This is a genomic window from Acidobacteriota bacterium (assembly GCA_016195325.1).
Taxonomy (GTDB): Bacteria; Acidobacteriota; Polarisedimenticolia; order JACPZX01; family JACPZX01; genus JACPZX01.
In genome coordinates this window covers 12,181-36,946 of the sequence record JACPZX010000101.1, presented here as the reverse complement: position 1 = coordinate 36,946, position 24,766 = coordinate 12,181, and the positions used below count along the sequence as shown (strand labels likewise).

Sequence of the window (24,766 nt, the reverse complement as noted above, 5' to 3'; positions counted from 1 at the left end):
CCGCGTGCTGCCCAACGTGCCGCGCCCCGAGCTGATCAAGAACTGGTATTTTCACGCCGCCACGCTGCCGCCGCTCTGGCTGCGCCGGTCGACGGCCCGGAGCCGCGAGACGATCGTCCATGCCGCAGGAGCCTGCTCCCTGGTGAGCGACGTCGTCCAGGTTCACTTCGTCCAGGCGGCGTGGAAGCGTCGCCGCGCCACGCTCTCCGAGGATCTCCGCCGTCCCCACTGGGCGGCGGCCGCGGGCGGAATGCGCGCGCGCGCGATCCGCGGGTACTACGACTTCCTCCTCGAGGCGAACGTGCTCGCGGAGCGAGTGACCTTCGCTCGGGGCAAGACCTACGTCGCGATCTCCGGCCGGATCGCGTCGGAACTCCACGAGTGCCTCGGGCTGACCGAGAACGTCCACGTCGTGAGGCACGGCGTCGACGCGGCGAGATCGCCGTGCTCTTCGTCGGGGCGTTCGATCGGAAGGGGCTCGCGACCGCCATCGACGCAGTCGCCCGACTCGACGGCGCCGCGCGCTCGCGCCTGCGTCTCATCGCCGTCGGATCGGGGGCCCGCGAGCCGTATCTCGCGCGCGCCGCGCGCCTCGGCGTCGGGGATCGCCTGGTCTTCGCGGGGTACCAGAAGGAGGTCGCCGCCTGCTACCGGGCCGCCGACATCTTCCTCTTCCCGACCCTGTACGAGCCGTTCGGCATGGTCATCCTCGAGGCGATGGCCACGGGGCTCCCGGCCATCGTGTCGCGCTGCGCGGGGGGCGCGGAGCTGATCGAGAACGGCGTCTCCGGCCTCCTCCTCGACGATCCGGCGGACCCCGCGGAGATCGCGCGCGCTCTGTCGGCTCTGATCGCCGATGACGCGGCGCGAGTCTCGATCGGGAGGGCGGCCCGCCGCGTGGCGGAGGCCCGGAGCTGGGACGTCGTCGCGAGGGAGTACGCGGCGGTTCTCGCGCCGTTGATGGGTGGCGCGTGAAGGTCCTCTTCGTGAGCCCTGCGGGCGCGATGGGTGGGGCCGAGAGGAGCCTTCTCGATCTCGTCGCGTCGCTCCGCGCGTGCGATCCCCGACTCGAAATGGCCGCGGCGCTCCTCGCCCCCGGCCCGCTGGCGGAAGCCCTGGGGGAGTGCGGCGTCGATGCGCACACGCTCGAGATGCCGGCCTCCTTCGCGACCATCGGGGACAATCCATCTCCTGAATCCGGCTCCGCGACTCCGCTTGCCTTTCTCGGGGGGCTTGGGCGCGCCGGGACGGAGTTGCCCGGCTTCATCAGTCGCTTCCGCGCGCTGGTCCGCGACGCGCGCCCCGACATCGTCCACACCAACGGGAACAAGGCGCACCTCATCGCTTCGCTGGGCGCCCGGGGCGGGCCCGCGCTGCTCTGGCACGTCCGCGATTTCATCGGCTCGCGCCGAGTGATGCGCCGGGCGCTCGCACTCGCCCGGCTGCGCTCGTCAGGGGCGATCGCGATCTCCGATGCCGTCCGCCGTGATCTCGAAGCGGCGGTGCCGGGGCTGAGCGTGGACGTCGTCCACAACGCCGTCGACGTCGACGCCTTCTCTCCCGGGCCGGCGGACGGTCGGCGGCTCGACCGTCTTGCGGGTGCGGCCGCGCCCCCTGGGGATGTGCTCCGCATCGGACTCGTCGCGACGTACGCGCACTGGAAGGGGCACTCCCTCTTCCTCGACGCCGCGGCGCGCGTCGCAGGCTCGGATGCCGCCGGGCGTTGCCGGTTCTACGTGATCGGCGGCCCGATATACGGGACGAGAGGATCCCAGGCGGCGGAGGGAGACCTCCGCGCGCAGGCCTCGTCCCTCGGGCTCTCGAGGCGGGTGGCGTTCGTGGGATTTCAGGACGACGTCGCCTCGGTCTACCGGGATCTCGACGTCGTTGTCCATGCGAGCACGCAGCCGGAGCCGTTCGGCCGGACGATCGTGGAGGCGATGGCCTGCGGCAGGCCCGTTGTGGTGTCGAGGGGAGGTGGGGCTCCGGAGATATTCACGGAAGGGGAGGACGCCGTCGGCTTCATGTCCGGAGACGCCGGGGACCTGGCCTCCGTGATCCTGCGTCTCGTGGCGCGCCCCGATCTGCGGCGCGGGCTCGGCGAGAGGGGCCGCGTGACCGCGGTGACGCGATACTCCCGCGCGCGACTCGGGCCGGAGGTCAGGACTATCTATGAGAGGGTGATTTCCGCCGGCCGGATCGAGAGGTCCTGACGCGGGTCGAACTTCCCGCGTCGAGATCGACCCCGCGGAGGTACTCGCGGAATTCCCCCCCGAGATCCTCCCGCTTGAGCGCGAACTCGACCGTCGCCTTCAGGAACCCGAGCTTGTTCCCCGTGTCGTATCGCTTCCCGGAGAACCGGTACCCGTAGATCGCCTGCTCGCGGAGGAGGGAGCGGAGTCCGTCCGTGAGCTGGCGCTCTCCCTTGCGATCGGGCTGCACCCTCTCGAGGTGATCGAAGACCTCCGGCGTGAGGATGTACCGCCCGATGATGGCGAGGTTGCTCGGGGCCTCCTCGGGGGGCGGCTTCTCGACGAGGTCGGTCAGCCGGTACAGGCTCCCGCCGGCGGGCTTCCCCGCGATCACTCCGTAGTCCTTCGTGCGTGCGGGATCGACCGCCTCGAGGGCGATGATCGACGCGTTCTTCTTCTTGTACGCCTCGATCATCTGCCGCATGCATGGGACCTTCGCGTCGATGACGTCGTCGCCGAGGAAGACGGCGAAGGGCTCGTCTCCTATCAGGGCGCGGGCCACGAGCACCGCGTGCCCGAGCCCCAGGGCCTCCTTCTGCCTCACGTACGACACGCGGATCATGTCCGAGATCTCGCGGACGAGCCGCAGCTGCTCGCTCTGGCCGCGCTCGGCGAGAACGCGCTCGAGCTCGAACGAGACGTCGAAATGGTCCTCGATCGCGTTCTTGCCGCGGCCCGTCACGATGATGATGTCGGTGATTCCGGAGTCGACGGCCTCCTCAATGACGTACTGGATGACCGGCTTGTCGACGATCGGCAGCATCTCCTTCGGCTGCGCCTTCGTCGCCGGGAGGAACCGGGTTCCGAGGCCGGCGGCCGGAAAGACCGCCTTTCGGATCGGGGACGTGCTGGCGCTCTTCGACATCGGGGTCTCCGGCGTGCGTGCGGTTGCGGATCGGCGCTGGAAAGCACCGCATTATACTAAACTTCCCCTTTCCTCTCACCGGAGAGCCCGCTTGCTCGATCCCGCCCTCGTCCGCGAGAACATCGACCTCGTCCGAAGGAAGCTCGGCACGCGCTCGGGCTCGTACGACCTCGCCCCGTTTCTCGATCTCGACGGCGAGAGGCGCCGTCTCCTGAAGGAATCGGAATCGCTCAAGCAGCGAAAGAACCAGGCGAGCGAACAGGTCGCGAAGCTGAAGCGCGAGGGAGGGGACGCCGCCGCCATCATCGCCGAGATGCGCGAGGTGGGCGATCAGATCAAGGAGTTCGACGACCGCCTCAAGATTATCGACGAGCAGTTCGGCAGCCAGATCCTGACGCTGCCGAACCTCCCGCACGATTCCGTCCCGGTGGGGGTGGACGCCGGAGACAACCCCGTCGCCCGGACGTGGGGTGAGCCGCCGCGCTTCGACTACGCGCCGAGGGCCCACTGGGAGATCGGAACGGCTCTCGGCATCCTCGACTTCGAGCGCGCGGCGAAGATCTCGGGATCCCGATTCGCCGTCCTGACGGGGAAAGGCGCCCGCCTCGAGCGAGCCCTCATCAACTTCATGCTCGACGTCCACACGCGCGAGAACGGCTACCGCGAGGTGCTCCCCCCCTTCCTCGTCAACTCGAAGACCCTCACCGGGACGGGGCAGCTCCCCAAGTTCAAGAGCGAGCTCTTCTGGATCGAGGGGACCGATTTCGGTCTCATCCCGACCGCCGAGGTGCCGGTGACGAACCTCCACTCGGGGGAGTTCCTCGACGAGAAGGCCCTGCCGATCCGCTACACCGCGTGGACGCCGTGCTTCCGCAGCGAGGCGGGCTCGTACGGGAAGGACGTCCGCGGTCTCATCCGCCAGCACCAGTTCAACAAGGTGGAGCTGGTCGCGTTTGCGACCCCCGAGAGCTCGTACGACGAGCTGGAGCGCCTCACCGGAAACGCCGAGGGGATCCTGAAGCGCCTCGGCCTCCACCACCGTGTCGTCACCCTCTGCACGGGCGACATGGGCTTCTCCGCCGCGAAGACGTACGACATCGAGGTCTGGCTCCCGTCCGAGAACTCCTTCCGCGAGATCTCCTCGTGCAGCAACTGCGAGTCGTTCCAGGCGCGGCGCGCCCAGATCCGCCTGAGGCGCGAAGGGAAGGGGAAGACCGAGCTGGTGCATACCCTCAACGGCTCCGGCCTCGCCGTCGGCCGCACGCTCGTCGCCGTCCTCGAGAACTACCAGCAGCGCGACGGGAGCGTGGTCGTCCCCGAGGCGCTCCGCCCGTACATGGACGGCGTCGAGAGAATCGAACGCGACTGACGGGATGCCTGCCTACTCCCGGGGGATGGCGTCGATGGCCCTCTCGGCCGTCGCGTTCAGCGTGATGGCGGCACTCGTGAAGCTCGCCGGCCCGACCTTTCCCAACCAGGAGCTGGTCGCCCTCCGGAGCCTCGCCTCGATCCTCCCCATTCTCGCGATCGCCCGATGGCGGCGGGTCCCGTTCAGGATCCACAGCCCCGGCTGGCTCTTCGTGCGGGGGTTCCTGGGCTATCTCGCGATCTCTTGCTGGTTCGTGAGCCTGAACCACCTGAGCCTCCCGGACTCGGTGATGATCCAGTACACGAGCCCGGTCTTCGTTTCCCTCCTCGCCCCGTTCGTGCTCCAGGAGCGCTCGATGGCGCGCGACCGCTGGGCGCTCGCCATCGCCCTCGCCGGCGTCGCGCTGGTCGTGCGGCCGGGGCTCGGGCTGACCGCCTCGGGCGCGCTCATCGGCCTCGCGGGCGCCGTCTGCTCGGCCGGGGCGTACGTGACGATCCGGGCGCTGCGGCACTCCGATCACCCGGTGATCGTCATGCTCGCCTTCCCGTCGGTGGCGGCGGCGTGCGGGCTCCTGGTGATGCTCGTCGCACCGCCCTTCGGGTTCGCCGCGGGGTGGATCTGGCCGGACGGCCGAGGGTGGCTGTTGCTGTCGGGGATCGCGCTCATGACCGCGGCCGGGCAAGTCTTTCTCACGTACGGCCTGCAGCACGAGCCCGCGGGGCGCGCGACCGTCGCGACGTACCTCGCGGTCGTCGTGTCGGTTCCGCTCGGCGTCGCCCTCTTCGGGCAGTGGCCCGATCTCTGGATGGTTCTCGGCGGCTCGATGGTGGTAGGCGCGGTCGCGACGCTTTCGCTCGTCTCGCACCGCCCCGTACCCCCTCCGGCCGGCGCGGGCCAGATGACCGAGCCGCTGGCTCTCGACGGCTAGCGATGCGCGCGCGGGGCGATGGGCGTTGCCCGCGGCGCGCCGCGTCCATATCATGGTGCCGATGCGCGGAGGGATGGCCGAGTGGTTTAAGGCGGCGGTCTTGAAAACCGTTAGGCGCAAGCCTCGGGGGTTCGAATCCCTCTCCCTCCGCCAGCATCATGTCCTCCTGACCCTCGGCGTGATCACCTTCCTCGTCGCCACCCCCGCCTGCTCGCGCGGCGGCCCCCATCACTACGGGACTTTCACCGGCGCCCCGGCGCCGACTCCGATCCCGGATCTCATCGCCTCTCCGGAGCTCCACCTGGGCCAGCAGGTCGCGGTCCAGGGGTCCGTGGCGCAGGTCTGCCAGGAGATGGGGTGCTGGTTCGAGGTCGAGGAGGGAGGCAAGCGGCTGATGATCGACCTTCAGATGGGGCGTCGTTTCACGATCCCGAAGGACGCCGGCGGGCTCGTCGCGCGCGTGGAGGGGAAGCTGATCCGGGACGAAGGAGTGCTGAAAGTGATCGGCGACGGCGTCGAGCTGTCTACACGCCCGTCGCGCTGACCTCGGCCGCGACGCGCTCGAGGTTTCGCAGCTCCTCGTCGTAGATTGGTCGCAGGAGGCCCGGCGCGAGGAGGCGCTGCCCCCACCCGAAGAACCCCTTCGCCTCCCACTCCGTGACGATCGTCACGCGACACTTCCCGTTCGCGGCCGGATCCACCGTGAAGGTCGTGACCTCCCCCGAATCGTACGTCTCGACGAGGACGCGGCCGGCCTCGGGCTCCGAGACCTCGCCCCGATACTCCCGCTCGCCACCGCCGACCCGCATCTTGAACCGGATCATCGTTCCGGCGCCGATCCCTCCGCGCTCGATGGTCAGGTCGCGGAAGGCGCGGGGCGGGATGATGCGCGGGTGCCCCCCGCGGTAGTCGGCGATGACCCGGTACGCCGCCTCGGGCGGCACGTCTAGAATCGCTTCGGCCCGGATGCGGATGCGCGGCACGGACTGGCCCTCCCTCGAATTCCGTGATTCTACGGCGGGGGATCGCCCTCGGCGAGCTGTCCCGTTCGTCCCACGCCCCTGGGGCCGGACTAAGATGTTGCGGCAATTCTGAACCCGACCGGACATCCGGCGTAAGGTGAGTCATGTCTGAATTCTGCCCCCGGATTCACGCGGAGTGGCTCTTCCGCGGCCGGAGCGTGAGCCTTCACTCGTGGTCCTGTCGCGGCCCCCACGGCACCGCCGGCGAGGAGAAGCGCCAGCGCCACTTCGAGATCGCGGTCGTCCTGGAAGGGGGTTTTCACTACCGCGGCCCCCGCGGGAGCGCCGTCGGCGATGCCAACACGGCCATCTGCTTCGACGCGGAGGAGTCGTACGAGACGCGGCACCGTGACGCCCGGGGCGACGCCGGCCTGGCTCTCGTCCTCGAGCCTCCCGCGCTCAGGGAGCTCTTCGGCGACGGCGACCGCGTGGGGTTCCGCGATCTCTGCCTTCCGGTTCTGCCTCGCGCCCACCTTTTCATCTCTCTCCTCCGGAATCGGCTGGCCTGTAGCGGCGGGACGCCCGAGGAGATTGTCATCGAGGAGACACTCTTTCACATGGTGCGCGTCGTCTGGGAGGGTCGACATCCGAAATCCGCTCGCGGAGCCCGGGCGGGCTTTCTCGCGGCCCGCGAGCGCGTCGAGTCGGTCCAGGAGATCATGGCCACCGAGTACGCGCGCCCCCTCCGTCTGGACGATCTCGCGACGCGCGTCGCTCTCTCGCCGCAGCACCTCTGTCGCGTGTTCAAGGCGCAGACCGGCCTCGCGGTCCACCGGTATCTCAACCGCCTGAGGCTGCGCGCCGCCCTGCCGCGACTTCTCGATCCCCGAAGCGACCTGACCTCAATCGCCTTCGACGCGGGCTTCTCGAGCCACAGCCACTTCACGGCGGCCTACCGGCGGGAGTTCGGCGTCACCCCCTCGGGAACACGCCGCCTCGCGCGTGACCCGCGGCATGCGAGGATTCTGACAGCGAGCTAACGCGCCGCAGGGCATGATGCGCGTGACTGGAGGGTCACGCCATGCGCCGCGCACTCGTCCCAATTCTCCCCATCATCTTCATTTGCGTCACCTCGGGAACAGGCGCCGCCGTCTCCCCCGTGTCGGCGTTCGCGAGCCTGAAGGCGCTCACCGGAACCTGGGTGGGAACGACGTCCGACGGGCGCCCGATGACGATCGAGTTCAAGGCGGGCGTGAACGGCAGCGCGCTCGTCGAGACGCAGAGCCCGGCGGCCCCCGACGAGATGATGACCGTCTACAGCGTGACGGGCGGCGAGCTGGTGCTGGTGCACTACTGTCCGATGGGACCGCAGGGGAATCAGCCGCACATGCGGCTCGACGCGGGCGCGTCATCCCCGACGGAACTGCGGTTCACGTTCACCGGAGCCGAGAATCTGGACCCCGAGCAGGACATCCATGTGCACAACGGGCGCATCGTCCTCGCGGGGCCCGACAGTCTGGAACGGGAATGGGAGATCTACCGGCGCGGAAAGCTCGTCGCGACGGAGAGGTTCACTCTGAAACGGAAGAAGGGGACACCGACGCCATGAAGATCCGCGCGGCAGCACTCGGAACTCTCATTCTCGCGTCTCTGGCCCTGGCATGGGCCGCGCCGGGCGAGTCGCCCGCCCCCATCCCCGGGATCCAGGAAGGACAGGCGAAGCTCCGGCAGGGGGACTTCGCCGGCGCCTCGAAGATCCTCGAGGGGCTCGCGGGGCGCGAGCCGGGGAACCTGATGGCGTGGCGCCTCCTCGGCTTCGCCCGGCTCAAGGGGAACGACTCCGACGGCGCGATCGCCGCCTACGGCAAAGCCCTCGAGCTGTCCCCCGGTCTGCCGGCGGCTCTCTACAACACCGCCGTCGCGTACGCGAAGAAGAAGGACGCGGACCACGCCTTCGAGTGGCTCGCGAAAGCGCGGGCAGGCCACCGCGCCGACCTCACGGGCCTCGATCGCGATCCGGATCTGGCGGGGTTGAAGGACGATCCCCGCTTCGCGCCCGCGCTCACCGACGCCGCGTATTTCGCGGATCCGTTCGTGGAGCCGGTCCGGATCCTGAAGGAGTGGGACGGCGAGGCGGCCGACGATCAGTTCGGCTGGATCGCGAGGGACGCGGGAGACGTGGATCGCGACGGGGCGCACGACGTCGTCACGTCGGCGCCGACGAAGGCGATCGGCGGCGCCTCCGCCGGCCGCGTCTATCTGTACTCGTCGCGGAGCGGCAGGCTCCTCTGGAAGGTCGACGGAGCCCCCGGAGATCAGCTCGGGATGGGCGTCGAGGGGGCCGGCGACACGAATCACGACGGAGTCCCCGACATCATCGCGAGCGCTCCCGGCGCGGGGAAGGCCTACATCTACTCCGGGGCCGACGGCCGCGTGCTGCAGACGCTCACCGGCGAGGCGAAGGGGGACATCTTCGGCCGCCACGTCGCGGGTGTCGGCGATGTCGATCACGACGGATGCGCCGACGTCATCGTCGGGGCGCCGGGCAACGCCGCCGCGGGGGCCGGCGCCGGGCGCGCCTACGTCTACTCCGGGAAGGACGGCCACACGCTTCTGACGCTGACGGGCGAGGGGCCGGGAGACTCGTTCGGCAGCACGGTCGGCGGCGCGACTGACGCCCGCGGCACGTTCATCCTCGTCGGCGCGGCCGCCGCGGGGCCGAGGAAGACGGGCCGGACGTACGTCTACGAGGCGCTCGCGTCGAAGCCGAGTTTCGTCATCGATTCGGACGAGACGGGCGGGGCGCTCGGCGCGATGTTCGTCTCCGTCGCGGGGGACGTCGACGCCGACGGCATCGCCGACATCTACGCGTCGGACTGGCAGAACAACGCGAAGGGTCCGTCCTCGGGGCGCATCTACGTCCACTCCGGGAAGGACGGGCACCGGTTGATGACGCTGTCCGGTGAGACGGCGGGCGAAGGGTTCGGAATTGGCTCGGCGACCGCGGGGGACGTCGACGGCGACGGACACGCCGATCTGATCGTCGGGGCGTGGCAGTACGCCGAGGTGGCCGCTTCCGCCGGGCGCGCGCGCCTCTACTCCGGAAAGGACGGGAGCGTCCTGGCGACGTACACGGGTCGGACGCCGGGGGACACCTTCGGATTCGACGCCGTCGGCGTGGGCGACGTGGACGGCGACGGGACGATCGATCTGCTGGTCACCTCCGCGTGGAGCGGCGTCCACGGCTACCACTCGGGGCGCATGTTCATCGTCTCGAGCGGCGTTCGCAAGGGGGCGAAGGCGGCCGCGGCGCGTCCGGAAGATCAGCCCGAGGAGCCCTCCCCGCCCACCGTCCCGATGGAGCAGCGCGGCGTCGCGATGGGCGCCCCCTTCCCGGCGTTCCAGCTCCAGGACCAGAGCGGCAGGGTGCGCGACCTGGAATCGCTCACGGGCGAGAAGGGGCTCGTCCTCCTCCTCGTGCGCTCCGCCGACTGGTGACCGTGGTGCAAAGAGCAGCTCGTGCAGCTGCAACGTGCAGTGCCCCGGTTCAGGAGCCGCGGCCTCGGCCTCGCGGCGTTGACGTACGACGACGCCTCGATTCTCGCGCAGTTCGCCGCCCGGGACGGGATCGACTACCCGCTCCTTTCGGATCCGAACTCCGAGTTCCTCCGAAAGATTCGCATGGTCGACCCGGACAACACGCCGGCGAACCGCCCCGACTACGGAAAGCGGCGCATGGCCTTCCCCGGGTACTTCCTGATCGACAGGGGCGGCGTCGTCCGGGAGCGATCGCTCGACGCCGGGTACAACGATCGGCGGACCGCGGGAGCTTTTCTGGCGGGCCTCTTCCCGGAGCTCGTCGAGCAGGGGGGCGCCATCGCCGCGCCGCACCTCGGCATCGAGACGTTTCAGTCCGATCCGGCTGTCTCGCCGGGGAGCCGGTTCACGCTCGGCGTGCGCCTCACGCTTCCTCCTCGGATGCACGTCTACGCGCCCGGCGTCGAGCATTACAGGCCGATCGCGCTGAGCCTCACGTCCGACGCCGCCTTCTCGTCCGCGGCGCCGGTGTATCCCGCGCCGAAGATCCTCAGGCTCGAGGCGATCCGCGAGACGGTTCCCGTCTTCGAAGGGGAGTTCACGATCGACGTCGACGTGCGGCTGGTGTCCGAGAACATCGCACTCCTGAAGTCACTGGGGCACGACAGGTCGAAGCTGACCCCGCTGGTCGTCAAGGGGGAGCTTTCGTATCAGGCCTGCGACGACGTGCGGTGCTTCCTGCCCGAGGTCACGCCCGTCACGTGGGAGCTGAAGGTTCGGCAGCTCGACTTCAGGCCGATGCTTCAACACTAGCCGGCGATCGAAGCGATCCGGCTTTCCGCGTCGTGGTGAAGGGTCGGCGGCGCGCCGTAGAAGGCGCCGGCGGCCTTGCCCGATCGATCGAAGAGGAACATCGTCGGCACCGACGTGATGTCGCCGAAGCTCCGGGCGAGGTCCGGCGTGGCCATCGACCACGAGAGGGGGAGCTTCAGATCGCCGGCGAGCTTGCGGACGTCGGCCTCGTCGGACTGCACCGCGAGCGCGACGATCGCGAGCCGGTCGCCGTACTTTTTCTTCAGATCGCCGAGCCACGCGAGGGTGCCGCGGCACGGCGGGCACCAGGTCGCCCAGAACTCGACCAGGACCGCACGCCCTGCGAGGTCCGCGCGGGCGAGCGCGTGGCCGTCGAGATCCGTGACCGAGAATTCGGGAAGCGCCGGGAGGGCCGCCTCCGTGGTCTGCGGTGCCCGGGCGCGCGCCTCGGCCTTCCGTCCGCTCAGGATCAGATCGATCATCTTCGAGAGGTCGTTGCGGAATCGCTCGTGGCTCTCGGCGCTCTGGAAGGGTGTGTAGCGGCCGTCGCCCGCCCCTTCACCCTTGCCGTAGAAGCCGAAGTCCTTGGGGGTCGCGACGAGCACGTCGTCGACGAAGATCGCCGGGTAGCGCCTCACGCCGAACCGCTTCGCGAGATCGGAGTCGCCGTAGTTCTCCTCGACGAATCGCGCCCGCCCCCCGAATCCCTGAACGACGTTCTGAGCCAGCAGACCTGCCGGATCGGAGATGTTTCAAGTGTAAGGCCAGCGGACGAGGGTGACCGTCACTTCAGGCGGTGGCCTCGGCGATTCGACGCGCGGGGGATCGAGCGCCGCGAAGTAACGGGGGAGGACATCGGCGATGATCGCGGCCGCGGTCTTCGGCCCGACTTCGGGCGTGGCGTGAGCGACGTCCCCCCGGGCGCTCTCGAGGTAGATCCGGGCGATCGTGTGGTCCACGCCGCCCGCCGCCGCGCGCGACTCGAACTCGCGGAGCCCGGGCTCGATCGCGTCCTTCCCGAGGCCGGCGCCGGCGTCGCGCAGCGCGGCGGATCGGAGCGACGCGTCGAGGTAGCGGAGCAGGGCGCCGTATCGCAGGCCCGCGGAATCGAGCTCGCGCGCCTCCTTCAGCGCGGCGCTCGCGGCGATGAACTCGGGGTGGCGATCGAGGGAGGCCGGGGGCTTGTACAGCGCGAGGATCTCTCCCTGGAGCGCGTCGATCTCGGGGCGGATCGATCGAATCGCCGGGAGCTTCGCCGGCGCGGGCTCGCGAAGCGTCCGGCAGAAGGCGACGAGGTCCCGCTCGGCGAGCGCGGAGCCCAGGTACAGGTAGCCGTAGTCGGGACTGGTGGCGCGGCCGTAATCGAGGCTCGCCGTGTAGTAGGAGCGGACCTGGGGGATCGCCGCCTCGGCGATAGCCCGAACCGCCGCGGGGGCCACCCCGACGAGAGCCGCGGGGGGCGGGGGGGCGATGTCCGCGGCGAGCTCCCGGCCGAGGCGGTTCCACTCGGCCTCCAGCGCCTCCGCGTCGCGCTTCAAGGGGGCCGCCGGATCGTTTTCGTACTGCCAGGCGCGCAGGTACCCGTGGGCGGCGGCGAGACGGTTCAGCGCGAGCAGGCGACGGCCGTCGAGAAGCGCCTCGTCCGCCTTGGCGAGGACGGGTCCCACCGCTCCCTTGATCTGGGCCCACGTCTCGTCCGTCGATGCGTTCGACGCGACGAAGGCGTCCCACCGCGCGATCTCGGCGGCGAGCGGGTCCGCCGCGCTGGCGCCCGCGGCGGGGGCGGCTGGGACGGTCGTGGCGAGCGGGAGGAGGGCCGCGGCGAGAGCGAAGAGCTTCCGGCGGGTCGTCATGTCTCCGCTACCCTACGCCGCGGGCGCGACGATGTTTCTCGGGCGGCGCGGGAAGGCCTGGCGTTCATCCCTTGTTTTCGACGAGAGCCTTGAGCCGCGACAGGTTGTTTCCCACCTGCCGCTCGTTCATGGAGCGGATCATCGGGGCCATCATCCTCGCCAGCGTTCCCTTCGGCTCGACCGCGCATGCGTGCGTGACGGTGGTTCCCGCGGTCGCCGCCTCGATCCGGAAGTCGATGGCGACGTCGAACTGCGAATCCGTGAACTTCATCGACAGGCGGCGCTCCGGTTCGTAGCCGGTCACCACCCCTTCCATCCGGCCGCCGCCCGCCTGCCTGTGGGTGTACTGGAGCGTCGCCCCCTCGGCTCGGGGCGGCGCGGACGTCTGCCGCAGCTCGACGCACGACTCGAGCCACTCCGCAGCCCTCGTGAAGTCGTCGATGAACGAGAAGACCTCCGCGGCGGGTCGCTCGATCTCGATCGACGACTCGGCCTCGATCACCGGATCTCCGCGATCCTCTCGAAGTACTTCACGAACGACTTGATCCCGCCCGACGCCTGTCCCCAGTCGTAGTTCTCGTCGGGGCAGTGGTAGCCGTGCTCGGGAAGGCTGAGCCCCATCATCACCAGCGGGCAGTTCCAGTGTCGCCTCATGCTGAGGACGGCGCCGATCGATCCTCCCTCGCGGATGAACGCCGGGGTGGCGCCGAAGCCGAACCTGAGCGCGTCGCGGGCCGCGTCGGCGAACGGGCCCGTGAACTCTCCCAGGTACGCCTCGAGCGGATGCTCGCCGGTGACGACGACGTCGGGGTTGATCTTCCTCACGAACTTCCGGAGGAGAGCCACCATCTTCGCCGGCTTCATCCCGGGGACGAGGCGCATGCTGATCTTCGCCTCGGCGCGGGCCGGGACGATCGTCTTGATCCCGGGCCCCTGGTAGCCGCCCTTGATGCCATGCACCTCGAAGGTCGGCATCGACCAGATCCTCTGGACCGCCTCCTTCTCGGTGAGCTTCCTCAGGCTCTTCAGCTCGTGCGCCGCCTTGAATGTCTTGAGCTTGAAACCCGAGCGCCAGAACGACCGGAGCTCCTTCGCGCTGGGCCTTTTCACGTCGTCGTAGAAGCCGGGGATCTTCGCCCTGCCGGTCTTCGCGTCGTAACAACGGCTGAGGACCTCCGCCATCTCGCCGATGGGGTTCCGCGCGACGCCGCCGGTCGTGCCGGAGTGGACATCTTTCGTTCCCGTCTCGAGCGTGAGGAGCGCCCCCTGCAGCCCGCGGAGGCCGTACGGGACCGCGGGCTTGCCTCGCGCGATCCAGATGGTGTCGCTCACGAGGACCGAGTCGGTCTCGAGCGCAGCCCCCCGCCCGGCGAGGAACCCCTCGAAGGACGGGGAGCCGATCTCCTCCTCGAACTCCCAGACGAAGCGGATGTTCAACGGGATCCCGTTCTGCGCCGCGTAGCGGGCGGCCATCATCGCGGTGAGCCCCGGACCCTTGTCGTCGGTCGTGCCGCGCCCGCCGTAGCGGCCGTCCTCACGATGGAACTTGAACGGCTCGCGCGTCCTCCACTCCGCGGGATCCGCCGGCTGCACGTCCATGTGGTTGTAGATCGTCACCGTCGGACGGGAGCGGTCCGCGGGGAACTCGCCGATGACGACGGGATTCCCCTTCGTCGCGACCTTCTCGGCGCGGGCGCCGGCGTCCGTGAGGATCTGGCAGGCGAGATCCGCCCCCCGCTCGATGTCCCCCCGGTGCGCCGGGTCGGCGCTGACGGTCGGCACCTCGACCATCGAGGCGAGGGTGTTCTCGAAATAGGATCGGTTGTCGTCGACGTACTTGTTGAGTCGGGCCGGATCGAGAGGGGTCGGGCTCATCTCGGAGTCTCCTGACGCGGGTTCGTGGGATCGGTGGTCGGGGCGGGACAGTCTAGCGCGATGCTCTCGATCGCGGCCATCGGCTTCCGCCGCGATGCGAACCACGCATGCCGCGGCCGCTCAGTTCTTGATGGAGCCCGGGATCTTTCCCGTCACGTTGAAATCGAGGTGCGAGATCCCTGCGTCCGCGATGACGACCTGGTAGTAGGGCGGCGAGTACGAGAGCTGCGCGCCGGCCTTCCCCTGGATCACGATGCGGTAGCGCCCGGGAGGCGGGAGCTCCGCGTCGAACGAGCCGCCGGGGTCCGGAGAGATTCGGGAGAATTCCCGCAAGATCGAGTTGGGGCCGTACAGGACGACGGCGGCGACGAGCGCGACGTCGCCGGTGACGCGTCCGGAGAGGCGTCCCGCCATCGCGGCGCCGGCGTCCGGCGCAGCCACCCGGGGCGGCGCGTCGGGGGGGGAAGCGGCGCCCCGCCGCGGATCGGCGGCCGAGGGTGAGGGAGCCTCGGGGGCCGCCGGCCCCGACGCGCGCGAGGGTGTCGCGGCGGGCGGAGACTCATGCGACGGATCGGCCGGGGCCGCGGGCGCCGGCGGGCTCTCCACGGGCTGTCCGGTGACGTTCGGCTCGGGGAGATCGATCGGGAGCGAGACGACGCTCGACGCGTCCGGGCTCACGAGAAGAAGGCGCGGCGGCCCGTCGCCGAACGCCGCGATCGCGGCCGGCTCGATCGCGCGGATCTCGACGAGGCGCAGCGCGGGGATCGCGGCGACCGCGAGCGCGCGCCCGTCCTCGGCGAGCGCGGCGACGAGACGGCCGCCATCCTGCACGGAGAGCGACCCCGGCTCGAACGGAAGCGTCAGGGTCATGGCCGCGTCGTCGGTGGGGAAGGCTCCGGTTCGCGGGTCTCTCACGGGGGGCTGCGAGGGGTCGAAGATCGCGAGCTGGCGGTCCCGGGCCACCAGCATGCCGGCGCTCGCCGGGATGGCGGCGACGGCGCGATTCCGCCCCGGCGACCTCAGGAGCCACGACGTTCGGAGCGGGCTCGTCGCGAAGGCCCGGACGGTGTCGTCGGCGGCGAGAAACACCCGGGAGCCGTCGGACGAGAGGGCCACCCCGCGGATGGGCCCCGGGACGATCAGAGGTCCTTCGATCGTCCGGGCGGCGAGGTCGAGAGAGGCGATCGCCCACCGGTCGCCGCGGCGGCCGACGACGTGCACCCAGGAGCTTCCCGGCGCTGGGCAGAGGAGGGCGACGTCCACCGGGACGGTGGCCTGCGCGATGATCTCGCCGCTCCTCGCGCGAAGCGCGAAGATGGTCGTGGAGCTCCCGGAGGCCGCGGGCGCCGCGACGACGATCTCCGGAGCCTCCCCGGGTCGCGACTCGGGGCGAAACGCGAGGGCCCGCAGGCCCGGAGCCGGCGGCGACCAAACGAAACTCTCGCCGGAGGCGACGTCGAGGATGGAGACGCGCCCGTCGCCCGAGACGCGGGCGGCGAGAGAGCCGCGCGTCGCGGCGGGCGGGGCCGGGTTCTCGGCTGCGGTGAGCTGCGCGGTCACGAGAAGAAGGAGTGCGGCGGGAAGACGGCGGAGCATGGTTCGAGGTTAGGACGGCCCCCGCGGTCGGTCAAACAGGATCTCGTCGTACAGGGCGCGGGTCCTCTGGCCCATCACCTCCTTGGAGAACTCGGCTTCCGCGCGGGCGCGCCCGGCCTCGCCGAGCGAGCGCGCCCGCCCGGGGTCGGCGAAGAGGGTTCGCATCGCCGAGGCGAGCGCGGCGGAGCTCGCCGGCTCGACCGTGAGCCCCGTCTCGCCGTGCCGGCTGACGAACGGGACTCCCGAATCGAGCGACGTGTTGATGACGGGGCGCCTGGACGCCATCGCCTCGAGCTGCACGAGGCCGAACGCCTCGCTCCGCGCGACCGAGGGGAGGATGAAGACGTCGCACGCGGCGTAGTACGACGCGATCTCCTCGTCCGAGATGCGCCCGAGGAAGTGAACCCGGGAGGCGACGCCGCACGCGAGCGCGCGGCTCTCCAGGGCCTCGCGCAGCGGCCCGACGCCGATGATCAGGAGCTGCCCGTCCACCGCGCGCATCGCCTCGACGGCGTGCTCGAACCCCTTGTAGTAGATGAGGCGGCCCACGCCGAGCGCGACGGGTCCGCCGAAGCGGGCGCGGATCTTCGCGGCCGCCTCCGCAATCGCGGGGGTCACGTCGAAGCGGGCGAGGTCGATGCCGAGGGGGATCACCCGGCACTTCGACCGGAACTTCCGCAACGTCTCCGAGCTCTCGATGTAGTCGGGCGACGAGCAGATGATGGCGGAGGCCCGGCCGAGGACGGACTCCATGAACGGCGCGTAGAGCTTCAGCAGGCGGACCTGCTTGACGATGTCACTGTGGTACGTGACGACCACTTTGTGACGCACGGGTTTCCGGCTCAGCAGATAGCTCACGACCGCCATGGGGTGCGGGAAATGGATGTGGATCAGGTCGTACCGCCGGTGCGACAGGACCCACGGCATCGTCGGGCAGAGGGAGGTCGAGGCGACGTGGCCGACCTCGAGGCAGCGCGTGACGGGGAGGCCGTCGACCGCCTCCCGGGTCGTCCGGGGCTTCGTGTGGCTGACCACGATCTCGAGGTCGCAGCTCCCCCGGAGCTGCCCGCACAGGAGGCCCAGGTGATTTTCCATCCCCCCCATCACGGGGAAGTAGTACTTGCCGACCTGGAGAACCTTCATCGCGGGATCCTGGCGGATCGGGGAGCGAGCCGGGAATGGAGGGATGGATGGCGCCACAAGGCGCGCCACTATAGCCCCGACGCCCGGGGGACTCCAGAGGCTCCGGGCCCGGTTGACGGGCCGCGCGCCACCGCGTTAGGCTCCGGAGCCATCCCGCCTCGAGGACCTTGCCGCCGCAGGAAACGGAGGACCGCGCATGAAGACGCTTGCGAGGGGCGCTGCATTCGGCGCCGTCCTTCTCGTCGCGACGACGGGAGCGTTCGTCGCGGGCCGCGCCGCCGCCGCGCGCCCGGGCCCGTCCCCGGCTCCGGACCACCCCGCGGCGGCCGCCCCCGCTTCCCCCGGGCCGGATCTCCCGCCGTCGGAGCCGGAGCCCGCCCTGAGCCTTCCGGATTTTCGCGGCGTCGCGAAGAAAGTCGTCCCGGCGGTCGTGACGGTGCGGAGCCAGAAGACGGTGCGCGTCGACCCGCGATCCTCTCCGGGCGGCGACGAGTTCTTCGAGCAGTTCTTCGGCGGAAGGCAGCGCGCCCCCCGTGAGGAGCGTTACGTCCAGCGCGGCCTCGGCTCGGGGGTCGTCGTGAGCGGGGACGGTTACATCATCACGAACAACCACGTCGTCGAGGGCGTCGACAAGGTCGAGGTGGTCCTCGCGGACGGCCGGACCGTGGGGGCGAGGGTCCTCGGGACCGATCCTCCCACCGACATCGCGGTGATCAAGATCGATGGGTCGTCGCTCCTCACGGTGCCCTTCGGCGACTCGGATCGCCTCGAGGTCGGCGAATGGGTGCTCGCGGTCGGGAACCCCTTCAGCGAGAGGCTCGGCCACACCGTGACCGCGGGGATCGTCAGCGCGAAGGGGAGATCGAACCTCCGCCTCGCCGATTACGAGGACTTCATCCAGACCGACGCCGCGATCAATCCCGGCAACAGCGGCGGCGCGCTCGTCAACACGCGCGGCCAGCTCGTCGGGATCAACTCGGCGATCGTGACGGGCTCCGGCGGGAGCCAGGGGATCGGCTTCGCCATCCCGATCAACATGGCCCGCAACGTCATGGATCAGCTCATCAAGAACGGGAAGGTCGTGCGCGGCTGGGTCGGCATGACGATCCAGGATCTCACCCCGGAGCTCGCCGAAGGGCTGGGGCTCCCGGGGAAAGAGGGTGCGCTCGTCTCCGCGGTGCAGCCGGGCGCGCCGGCGGCGGAGGCCGGGCTGAAGCGGGGCGACGCGATCACGGCCGTGGACGCCCAGGGGGTCAAGAACAACTCGGATCTCCGGAACCGGGTCGCGGCGACGGCGCCGGGGACGAAGGTTCGGCTCGGCGCCTATCGCGACGGGGAGGCGCGCACCTTCACCGTCACCCTCGGTGAGCTTCCGGCGCCGGGAGGGAAGGCGCCCGCCGGCGGACACCCCCCCGACGAGCCGGCGCTCGGCTTCACGGTGCGCTCCCTCAGCCGGGAGATCGCGGAGCAGCTCGGCCTGGAGGGGGAGAGCGGCGTGATCGTGTCGGAGGTCGAGAGCGGAGGCCCGGCCGAAGAGGCGGGGCTCCAGGAAGGGGATCTCATCAAGGAGATCAACCGGCGCGCCATCTCGGGGTTGAACGACTACCGGAGCGCTCTCGCGGGGGCGAAGCGCGGCCACCCCGTTCTCCTGCTGATCCGGCGCGGCGACGCGACGACCTACGTCTCCATCAAGCCCTGAGCCCTCAGGCTCAACCGCCGGAGGCGGGCGGAAACTCCGCGGCGGCCGCCCCGCCCGTGCGCATGAACTCGGCGATCTTCAGCGATAGCGCCTCGTAGTCGCCGCCGAAGTGGTGCCCTCCGGCGAGGGTCACGTTCCGCACCCGCGCCGTCGGGTGCTCGGGACACCCCGACTCGCTCTGCTCAGCCCCCGTGAGGCACAGGACGGGGATCCCGTCCGTGGCGCCGATCGCCTCGGCCACGGGGTGGCGCGTGGGAGCCTCCGAGGTTCGGATCCAGTCGAGCGGGCTCACCTCGAAGCTCGCGAACGGCCCCGGTGCGAGGAGCACGAGACCCGAGATCCTCGACAGCGACCCGGTCTCTCCCCTGGGGCGGCGTGAGACGGCCACCGGCATGATCTCGGCGCCGAACGAATACCCGCCCGCGAAGACGCGGATCTCCGGGGGGAGCGCGTCGATGACGCGGGCCAGATCCGCCTGGAACGCTTCCGGGGTCCGCTCCGACCAGAAATACCGAAGCGTGTTCCATCCCACGACGCCGATCCCGCGCGAGGCGAGGCTCGTCGCGACGCGCTGATCGATGTCCGCCCAGCCACCGTCGCCCGAGACGAAGATGAGAGCCTCGGCCGGCTCCGCGCCGCCCGTCGGCCACTGCACCTCGAGCGGCAGATCGAGCGCGTCCAGGCGGCTCTGGATGTCGGCGGGGGAGTGATTGACGACGACGTGGCGCGCCGACTCCGGCAGGGGATCCCAGGGGGACGAGGGGTCGAGCATCTCGTCGACCGAGGCGTCGAACGACGACCCCCAGTTCCGCGGCACCGAGAAGCCGTGCCCCACCTTCGGGAGATCGACGCGCTTCGCGGCGGGGATCCTGGCCGCGAACGCGCCGACCGCGTTCGGGTCGCAGACCTGATCCACCAGCCCCTGCAGCGCGATCCACCGCGGCGCGCCGTTGAGCCGCGCCGCGATCTCGGGATCCGGCGGTAGAACGCTCAGGTGCTTCCTGGGGACGAACTCGGGTTTCCAACCCGTGTGGCCGCAGACCGGGCGGGCGACGTCGACGTCGTCGCAGAAGCCGAGGCTGATCGCGCCGGAGAAGGTCTCGGCCGGCGCCTGCGCGAGGGCGGCGTACGCGACGGTCGCCCCGGACGAGTAGCCGACGAGGAGCGGCTTCAGGTAGCGGGGCAGCCGGTACGTCTTCTCCACCGTCTGGGCGATCGACTCGAGCTCGCCGGCCGGAAACCAGCAGTGATCCGGATCCTTTTCGATGGCCTTCTGCCAGACGGGCATCGAAAGCCCGACCACGAGCGCCCGGGACGCGGAGCGGCGCGCCATGTCGACGACGCCGAGATTCCACCCGCCGTCGCCGGAGATGAAGAGGATGACGCCGCGCGTTCTCGTCAGCGGCTCGGGCCGGTAGATGGTCGTCTTTCCGAAGATCGGAAGCGTCATGGACTCCTCGACGAACCCCGCGGCCGCGTTGGCCTGAGCCTGCTTGGAGCCGGCCTTCGCCGCCTCTTCCGTGGTCGAGTGGGAGGCCGGGACGGCCTTCGTTGATTTCGTCGCCGCCGCCGGCTGGGCGCTCGTTGCCACGAGCACCGCCAGGGCGGCCCAGGTCGTCTTCATTCGCTGTCACCTCGGGGAAAGAGAAGCGCTCGCCAGCCCCCTGCGATGAGGACCGCGGTGCTGGTCGTGGCGAGCGGCCAGTCCCACGGGCGGGGGTAGGCCATGTAGCGGGGCTCCCACACCGGATCGAATTTTTCCTTGTAGCGCCTCAGCCCCTGGTAGTTGTACCAGTGCTCTCCGTGGCGGAAGAAGAAATGGGCCAGCCTCTCGAACGGCCGGGCCCACCGCTCCTCGCCCACGGCGGCGAGAGGCGCCATCCCGAGGTTGAAGCGGGAGTAGCCGCGCTCCTTGCCGAGGAGGATGAGCCGGATGAAAAGGTAGTCCATCACGTTGGGCAGCGCGTCGGCGCCCGCCTCCTCCTGGGCGCGGTAGCGCATCAGGTCCACGGAGATCTCTCCCCCTGCGGGACCCTCGAGGATGTTCGCGAACGCCTCGATCCGGCCCGCGGCGTTCCGGACGACCGCGCACGGGAACCGGCGGAGGTACTGCGCGTCGAACCGCCCGACCGAGAACCGCTTCTCGACGATGTGCTTGTGCGCGAGCCAGTCGTCGGAGACCTCGCGCAGCTCGGGCATCACCTTCAGCAGCGCCTCTCCCTCGAGGATCTCGAACCGCGCCCCCGCCCTCTCGGCGCCGTTGACGGCGCTGCGCCACGTCTTCGCCTTGTTTCCTTTCAGATCGAACCGGTGAAGGTCGACGATCGCCTCCTCGCCGAGCTTGAAGAAGCTGAAGCCGAAGTCGTGGGCCACGGGAAGGAACGCGGCGGATATCTGATAGAGGATCGCGTCGCGATCGGAGGCCGACGCGTGATCCAGGAACGCGGAGAGGATCTCGCGCTCCTTCCCCGGCGGGCAGACGGGGTCGGAGTAGCCGACGACGAACTTCCCCGAGGTGCGGTAGGCGATGAATCCCTCCCCCTCGCCGCCGTCGCCTCCCGCCGCCGGCGCGGAGAAGATCGCCTTGTCCCCCCCGGCGACCATCAGGGGGTTGGTGCCGCGCCCGTAGCTCCTCGCGCGGCGCAGCGCCTCGTCGATCTCCGGATCGGCCGGCATCCGATCGTGCGGGCGCGCCCTCAGCGTGAAGTGAAGCGTGACGATCGCCGCGATCGAGGAGAGGACGAAGAGCCCCTTGAGGAACCGGTGCTCGTAGGGGAGGTACTCGAGGCGCCGGAGCGGCGGCGCCGAGTTCGGCAGGTCGGAGAGCGAGCCGTACCCGATCGCGCCGAAGAAGACGACGGCGAAGAGGCCCACCGAGACGATGAACTCCACCGGCGGGCGCAGCCGTCCCGTCTTCACGAACGACTGCTGGAAGATGAGCAGGAAGGCGGCGGCGGAGAGCGAGAAGAGCGCCTCCTCGAAGTCCAGCCCTTTCAGGAACGTCGTGAAGCTTCCGGCGAGGAAGAGCGCCAGCGCGAGCTTGTGGCTGGATCGGTAGCCGCGGGCCAGGCCGCGCGAGATCACGAGGAGCAGGAATCCGAGGACGATCGACAGGCCGTACGAGATGTCGATGAGTGCGAGCGGGACGCTCTTGGTGAGGAGGTGCGCGCGGGCGGCCAGCGCCGGGGTGGCCGCGCTGGCCAGGAGCACCGCCCCGCAGAGAAACGTGTACGAGGCCATGGCGGTCCGGATGAAGGCCCCGGTGCGCTTGCCGGTCCGCACGAGGCGCCCGACGAGGACGAGCGTCGCGATGGCCCACGGGATGACGTAGAAGAGGACGCGGTAGAGGATCAGCGCCGCGACGACGTGATCCCGCGACCCGCTCGCCGCGGTCAGGGAGACGGTCCAGTACAAGTCGGCCGAGCCGAGGCCGCCGGGGATGAACGTCACAAGGCCGATGAGCTGCCCGAGGAAGAAGGCCGAGAGCGATTCCTTCACGTCCACGTCGCGGAGCATCCCCGTCATCGTCAGGTGAAAGACGAGCCACGCGAGGAGCCAGTCGACGGCGGCGACGATCGTCATCGCGAGGGGGCTTCCGTCCCATCGGCGGATGGCCTCGGGGACGATCTTGATCTTCCTCGCCCCGGCGAGCGCCCCAGCGGCGAGCCCGAGCGCGGGGACCGCGAGGGCCGCGCGGGCGATGGGCGTGTCGTATGCGGAGGGGAGGGGGACGCTGACCGCGGCGGAGAGGGCCAGGAGCACCAGGGAAAAGCTCAGGAGGATGATCGCCAGCGCCGACCGCGCGCGGGCGCCGTCGACGTTCATCGGCCGGTAGAGCCAGAGACGCAGGGCGGGGCCGGCGAGGGGGCCGACCGTCAGGAAATTGCTCCAGGCGAAGCTCACGACCCCGACGCTCCATCGGGCCGCGAGCTTCGGCGCGAAGCGCCGCGGGCCCAGGGCGACGACGTCGTAGAGACCGCACAGGGCGAGGTTGATCGCGGTCACCCCGAGGATGACGACGAGCAGGTTCGGGTCGGTGTCGCGGACGAGGGAACGGACGGTCGCGAGATCGATGTCCCGCAGCTCCTGCCAGCCGAGCCACGAGAGGCCGCCGAGGATGACCCACGGCCAGAACGGGGCCAGGCGGGTGAGGAAGGCCGCGAGAAAGAAACGCTGCGACCCCGTCCCGTCGGACGCGGGCTCCCCGGGATCTGCCGCGTCCCGGATCTCCGGGCGCTCCTCGATGGCGGGACCGCTCATCTCTCCTTCGCCGCTCCCGCCGCCGCGCCCCTCTGCGCGCGAATCCAGTCGAGGGCGCCGAGAATCTCGGCGTGAAGCGCGTCCTCCTTCCCGGAGAAGTGGTGGTCCGCGCCCGGAACGATGACGATTCTCTTGGGCTCGCCGGCGCCGGCGACGAGGCTCGGCGCGGCGGAATCGGTGTCCTTCTCGCCGTGCAGGAAGAGGACGGGGACGCCGCGGGCGGTCGCGAGCGCGTCGGCCACCGAAAAGATGTGCTCCTTCGGCTCGAACCCCATGATCTCGAGGATGCGGAACTGGAGGCTCCCGGTCGCGTCCGGACCCATGAGAATCATGCCGAGGACCCGGTCGTTCCATCCCCCGGCCCCGGCGACCCAGGGGGCGAGATCGGCGCCAAACGAAAAGCCGGCGAGGACGACCGGGGCTCCGGGCCTTCGCCCCGCCGCGGCGGCGAGGGTGTCCACGTACGCGCGGACGTCCGCCGCGAGCGCCTGGCGATCGTCCTGCGCCTCCCAGAAGTACTTCATCGCGTCGATGCCGCCGACCCAGTAGCCGGCGTCGCTCAGGAATCCGGCCACGAGCACGTCGAACTTGCGCCACCCCCCCTCGCCCGAGACGAGGAGGACGAGCGGTTTGTCGTCCGCCGGGACGGGAGCGGTCGTGGCCGCCGTCTCGACGCGCGGGGCGTAGACGAGGAGATTGAACTCTCCGCGGCTCGTCCTGACGACGGCGTTCGCGGGGGTTCGGCCGGCGGCGCCGGCGAGGGGGAGGCCGAGCGTCAGGGTGAGGGCTGCGGAGACGAAACGCGCCGCCGTCGCGCGATGAGGCGCATGACGAGGAGGACGAGGACTCCGGCAATCAAGGCGGTCAGCAGCCATATCTCCACTCTCTTCACCTCGCCGACCAGGGCGGAGGCGCTCTCGCTCAGGGCGAATCCGGCCCCGGCGAGGAGGGTTGACCAGAGGAGGCATCCGAACACGTCCAGCAGGAAGAACCGCGTGAAGGATAGCCCGAGCACACCCCAGAAGAACATCGTCGGCAGCCTCGTCCCGTACACGAAGCGGGAGAGGATGATCTGTCTCGGCCCGAGCCTCTCGGCGACCGCGCGGACCGTCGGCTCCGCCCGGGCGTAGAGCCTCGTCCCGCGGACCCACCCGGACCGCCACCGACCCAGGCCGAACCAGAAGGTGTCCGTGATCAGCAGGCCCAGTGCGGCGATGAGGACCGTCGCCGGAAGCGTCGTGAATCCCATGCGGGCCACGAACCCCGCGAGGACGAGCGACACGTCCCCCTCGACGATCGCCGCGGCGAAGACGGCGATGAGACCCCAGTTGGTGAGGAACTGTTCCAGTGATGGCTCCCTGGCCGGGCGGGCGCCCGACACCGTAGAATAGCCGCGAACCCGCGGAGGTGCGACTTGATATCGGGATCCCATCGGCTGGCCCTGTCCGTCGCCGCCCTCGCGCTCGCCGCGGCGACGGCCGATCCCTCCTCGTTCCGTCCGGCTCCGGAGTTCCCGACATCCAGCCCGGAGGCGTGGATCAACGCGTCGCCCCTGCGGATGTCGGACCTCAGGGGAAAGGTCGTCCTTCTCGACGTCTGGACCTTCGGGTGAAT

Annotated in this window: 23 protein-coding genes and 1 tRNA gene; 12 read left to right on the top strand and 12 right to left on the bottom strand. The window is 70.2% G+C overall.

The window, feature by feature from the left end; translation table 11 throughout:
* Positions 1-381 precede the first annotated feature (381 nt).
* On the top strand, positions 382-975 hold the full coding sequence (locus HY049_17455) for a glycosyltransferase family 4 protein (protein ID MBI3450686.1): 594 nt from the start codon (positions 382-384) through the stop codon (positions 973-975).
* Positions 972-2,213, top strand: a complete 1,242-nt coding sequence (locus HY049_17450; protein ID MBI3450685.1) for a glycosyltransferase — start codon at positions 972-974, stop codon at positions 2,211-2,213. Before HY049_17455 ends, HY049_17450 begins: the two co-directional genes overlap by 4 nt.
* Here HY049_17450 and galU read toward each other — a convergent pair.
* Positions 2,167-3,117 carry a UTP--glucose-1-phosphate uridylyltransferase GalU gene (gene galU, locus HY049_17445; GenBank protein ID MBI3450684.1) on the bottom strand — a complete coding sequence of 317 codons (951 nt, stop codon included), beginning with the start codon at positions 3,115-3,117 and terminating at the stop codon, positions 2,167-2,169. The genes HY049_17450 and galU overlap by 47 nt on opposite strands.
* Before the next feature lie 91 nt (positions 3,118-3,208).
* Here galU and serS point away from each other — a divergent pair, with 91 nt between their 5' ends.
* From serS to HY049_17425, 4 genes are all read left to right on the top strand, one after another.
* Positions 3,209-4,486, top strand: a complete 1,278-nt coding sequence (serS, locus tag HY049_17440; protein MBI3450683.1) for a serine--tRNA ligase — start codon at positions 3,209-3,211, stop codon at positions 4,484-4,486.
* Between the two features lie 4 nt (positions 4,487-4,490).
* Positions 4,491-5,414, top strand: a complete 924-nt coding sequence (locus HY049_17435; protein ID MBI3450682.1) for a DMT family transporter — start codon at positions 4,491-4,493, stop codon at positions 5,412-5,414.
* Between the two features lie 67 nt (positions 5,415-5,481).
* A tRNA-Ser gene (locus HY049_17430) sits at positions 5,482-5,567 on the top strand.
* A gap of 25 nt (positions 5,568-5,592) precedes the next feature.
* A complete protein-coding gene (locus HY049_17425) occupies positions 5,593-5,958 on the top strand; it encodes a DUF4920 domain-containing protein (protein MBI3450681.1) in 366 nt (121 codons plus the stop codon).
* Here HY049_17425 and HY049_17420 read toward each other — a convergent pair.
* Positions 5,939-6,397, bottom strand: a complete 459-nt coding sequence (locus HY049_17420; GenBank protein ID MBI3450680.1) for an SRPBCC family protein — start codon at positions 6,395-6,397, stop codon at positions 5,939-5,941. The two genes, HY049_17425 and HY049_17420, sit on opposite strands and share 20 nt — an antisense overlap.
* A 143-nt stretch (positions 6,398-6,540) precedes the next feature.
* Here HY049_17420 and HY049_17415 point away from each other — a divergent pair, with 143 nt between their 5' ends.
* Genes HY049_17415 through HY049_17400 form a run of 4 tightly spaced genes read left to right on the top strand, consistent with a single transcriptional unit; the run spans position 6,541 to position 10,726 of the window.
* Positions 6,541-7,416, top strand: coding sequence for a helix-turn-helix transcriptional regulator (locus HY049_17415; protein ID MBI3450679.1), 876 nt, complete (start codon positions 6,541-6,543; stop codon positions 7,414-7,416).
* 41 nt (positions 7,417-7,457) lie between these two features.
* Positions 7,458-7,985 carry a hypothetical protein gene (locus HY049_17410; protein MBI3450678.1) on the top strand — a complete coding sequence of 176 codons (528 nt, stop codon included), beginning with the start codon at positions 7,458-7,460 and terminating at the stop codon, positions 7,983-7,985.
* Positions 7,982-9,874, top strand: a complete 1,893-nt coding sequence (locus tag HY049_17405) for an FG-GAP repeat protein (GenBank protein ID MBI3450677.1) — start codon at positions 7,982-7,984, stop codon at positions 9,872-9,874. Before HY049_17410 ends, HY049_17405 begins: the two co-directional genes overlap by 4 nt.
* Positions 9,875-9,895: 21 nt before the next feature.
* A complete protein-coding gene (locus tag HY049_17400) occupies positions 9,896-10,726 on the top strand; it encodes a redoxin domain-containing protein (protein ID MBI3450676.1) in 831 nt (276 codons plus the stop codon).
* On the opposite strand, the gene HY049_17395 is transcribed toward HY049_17400, so the two are convergent.
* The 6 genes from HY049_17395 to HY049_17370 all read right to left on the bottom strand — a co-directional run bounded on the left by HY049_17395 (position 10,723) and on the right by HY049_17370 (position 17,193).
* A complete protein-coding gene (locus HY049_17395; protein ID MBI3450675.1) occupies positions 10,723-11,364 on the bottom strand; it encodes a TlpA family protein disulfide reductase in 642 nt (213 codons plus the stop codon). The two genes, HY049_17400 and HY049_17395, sit on opposite strands and share 4 nt — an antisense overlap.
* Positions 11,365-11,478: 114 nt before the next feature.
* Positions 11,479-12,579 carry a hypothetical protein gene (locus tag HY049_17390; protein MBI3450674.1) on the bottom strand — a complete coding sequence of 367 codons (1,101 nt, stop codon included), beginning with the start codon at positions 12,577-12,579 and terminating at the stop codon, positions 11,479-11,481.
* A gap of 64 nt (positions 12,580-12,643) precedes the next feature.
* Entirely contained in the window at positions 12,644-13,081 is a 438-nt protein-coding gene (locus tag HY049_17385) for an SRPBCC family protein (protein ID MBI3450673.1), read from the bottom strand.
* Positions 13,078-14,454, bottom strand: coding sequence for a M20/M25/M40 family metallo-hydrolase (locus tag HY049_17380; protein ID MBI3450672.1), 1,377 nt, complete (start codon positions 14,452-14,454; stop codon positions 13,078-13,080). Before HY049_17380 ends, HY049_17385 begins: the two co-directional genes overlap by 4 nt.
* A gap of 120 nt (positions 14,455-14,574) precedes the next feature.
* Positions 14,575-16,050 (bottom strand): hypothetical protein, encoded by a 1,476-nt coding sequence (locus tag HY049_17375; GenBank protein MBI3450671.1) that lies wholly within the window; start codon positions 16,048-16,050, stop codon positions 14,575-14,577.
* Positions 16,051-16,059: 9 nt separating this feature from the next.
* Positions 16,060-17,193 carry a glycosyltransferase gene (locus tag HY049_17370; GenBank protein ID MBI3450670.1) on the bottom strand — a complete coding sequence of 378 codons (1,134 nt, stop codon included), beginning with the start codon at positions 17,191-17,193 and terminating at the stop codon, positions 16,060-16,062.
* A gap of 196 nt (positions 17,194-17,389) precedes the next feature.
* On the opposite strand from HY049_17370, the gene HY049_17365 reads away from it, so the two are divergent.
* The gene (locus tag HY049_17365) at positions 17,390-18,892 is read left to right on the top strand and encodes a DegQ family serine endoprotease (GenBank protein ID MBI3450669.1); all 1,503 of its coding nucleotides are present in this window, start codon (positions 17,390-17,392) and stop codon (positions 18,890-18,892) included.
* Between the two features lie 10 nt (positions 18,893-18,902).
* Here HY049_17365 and HY049_17360 read toward each other — a convergent pair whose 3' ends face one another.
* From HY049_17360 to HY049_17345, 4 genes are read right to left on the bottom strand one after another with little or no spacing between them, the layout of a single operon-like run.
* The gene (locus HY049_17360) at positions 18,903-20,516 is read right to left on the bottom strand and encodes a virulence factor family protein (GenBank protein ID MBI3450668.1); all 1,614 of its coding nucleotides are present in this window, start codon (positions 20,514-20,516) and stop codon (positions 18,903-18,905) included.
* Entirely contained in the window at positions 20,513-23,152 is a 2,640-nt protein-coding gene (gene mprF, locus HY049_17355; protein MBI3450667.1) for a bifunctional lysylphosphatidylglycerol flippase/synthetase MprF, read from the bottom strand. Before mprF ends, HY049_17360 begins: the two co-directional genes overlap by 4 nt.
* Entirely contained in the window at positions 23,149-24,027 is an 879-nt protein-coding gene (locus HY049_17350) for a hypothetical protein (protein MBI3450666.1), read from the bottom strand. Before HY049_17350 ends, mprF begins: the two co-directional genes overlap by 4 nt.
* Positions 23,928-24,533, bottom strand: coding sequence for a DedA family protein (locus HY049_17345; protein MBI3450665.1), 606 nt, complete (start codon positions 24,531-24,533; stop codon positions 23,928-23,930). Before HY049_17345 ends, HY049_17350 begins: the two co-directional genes overlap by 100 nt.
* A 33-nt stretch (positions 24,534-24,566) precedes the next feature.
* Here HY049_17345 and HY049_17340 point away from each other — a divergent pair, with 33 nt between their 5' ends.
* On the top strand, positions 24,567-24,764 hold the full coding sequence (locus HY049_17340; GenBank protein MBI3450664.1) for a hypothetical protein: 198 nt from the start codon (positions 24,567-24,569) through the stop codon (positions 24,762-24,764).
* The last annotated feature ends 2 nt before the right edge of the window (positions 24,765-24,766 follow it).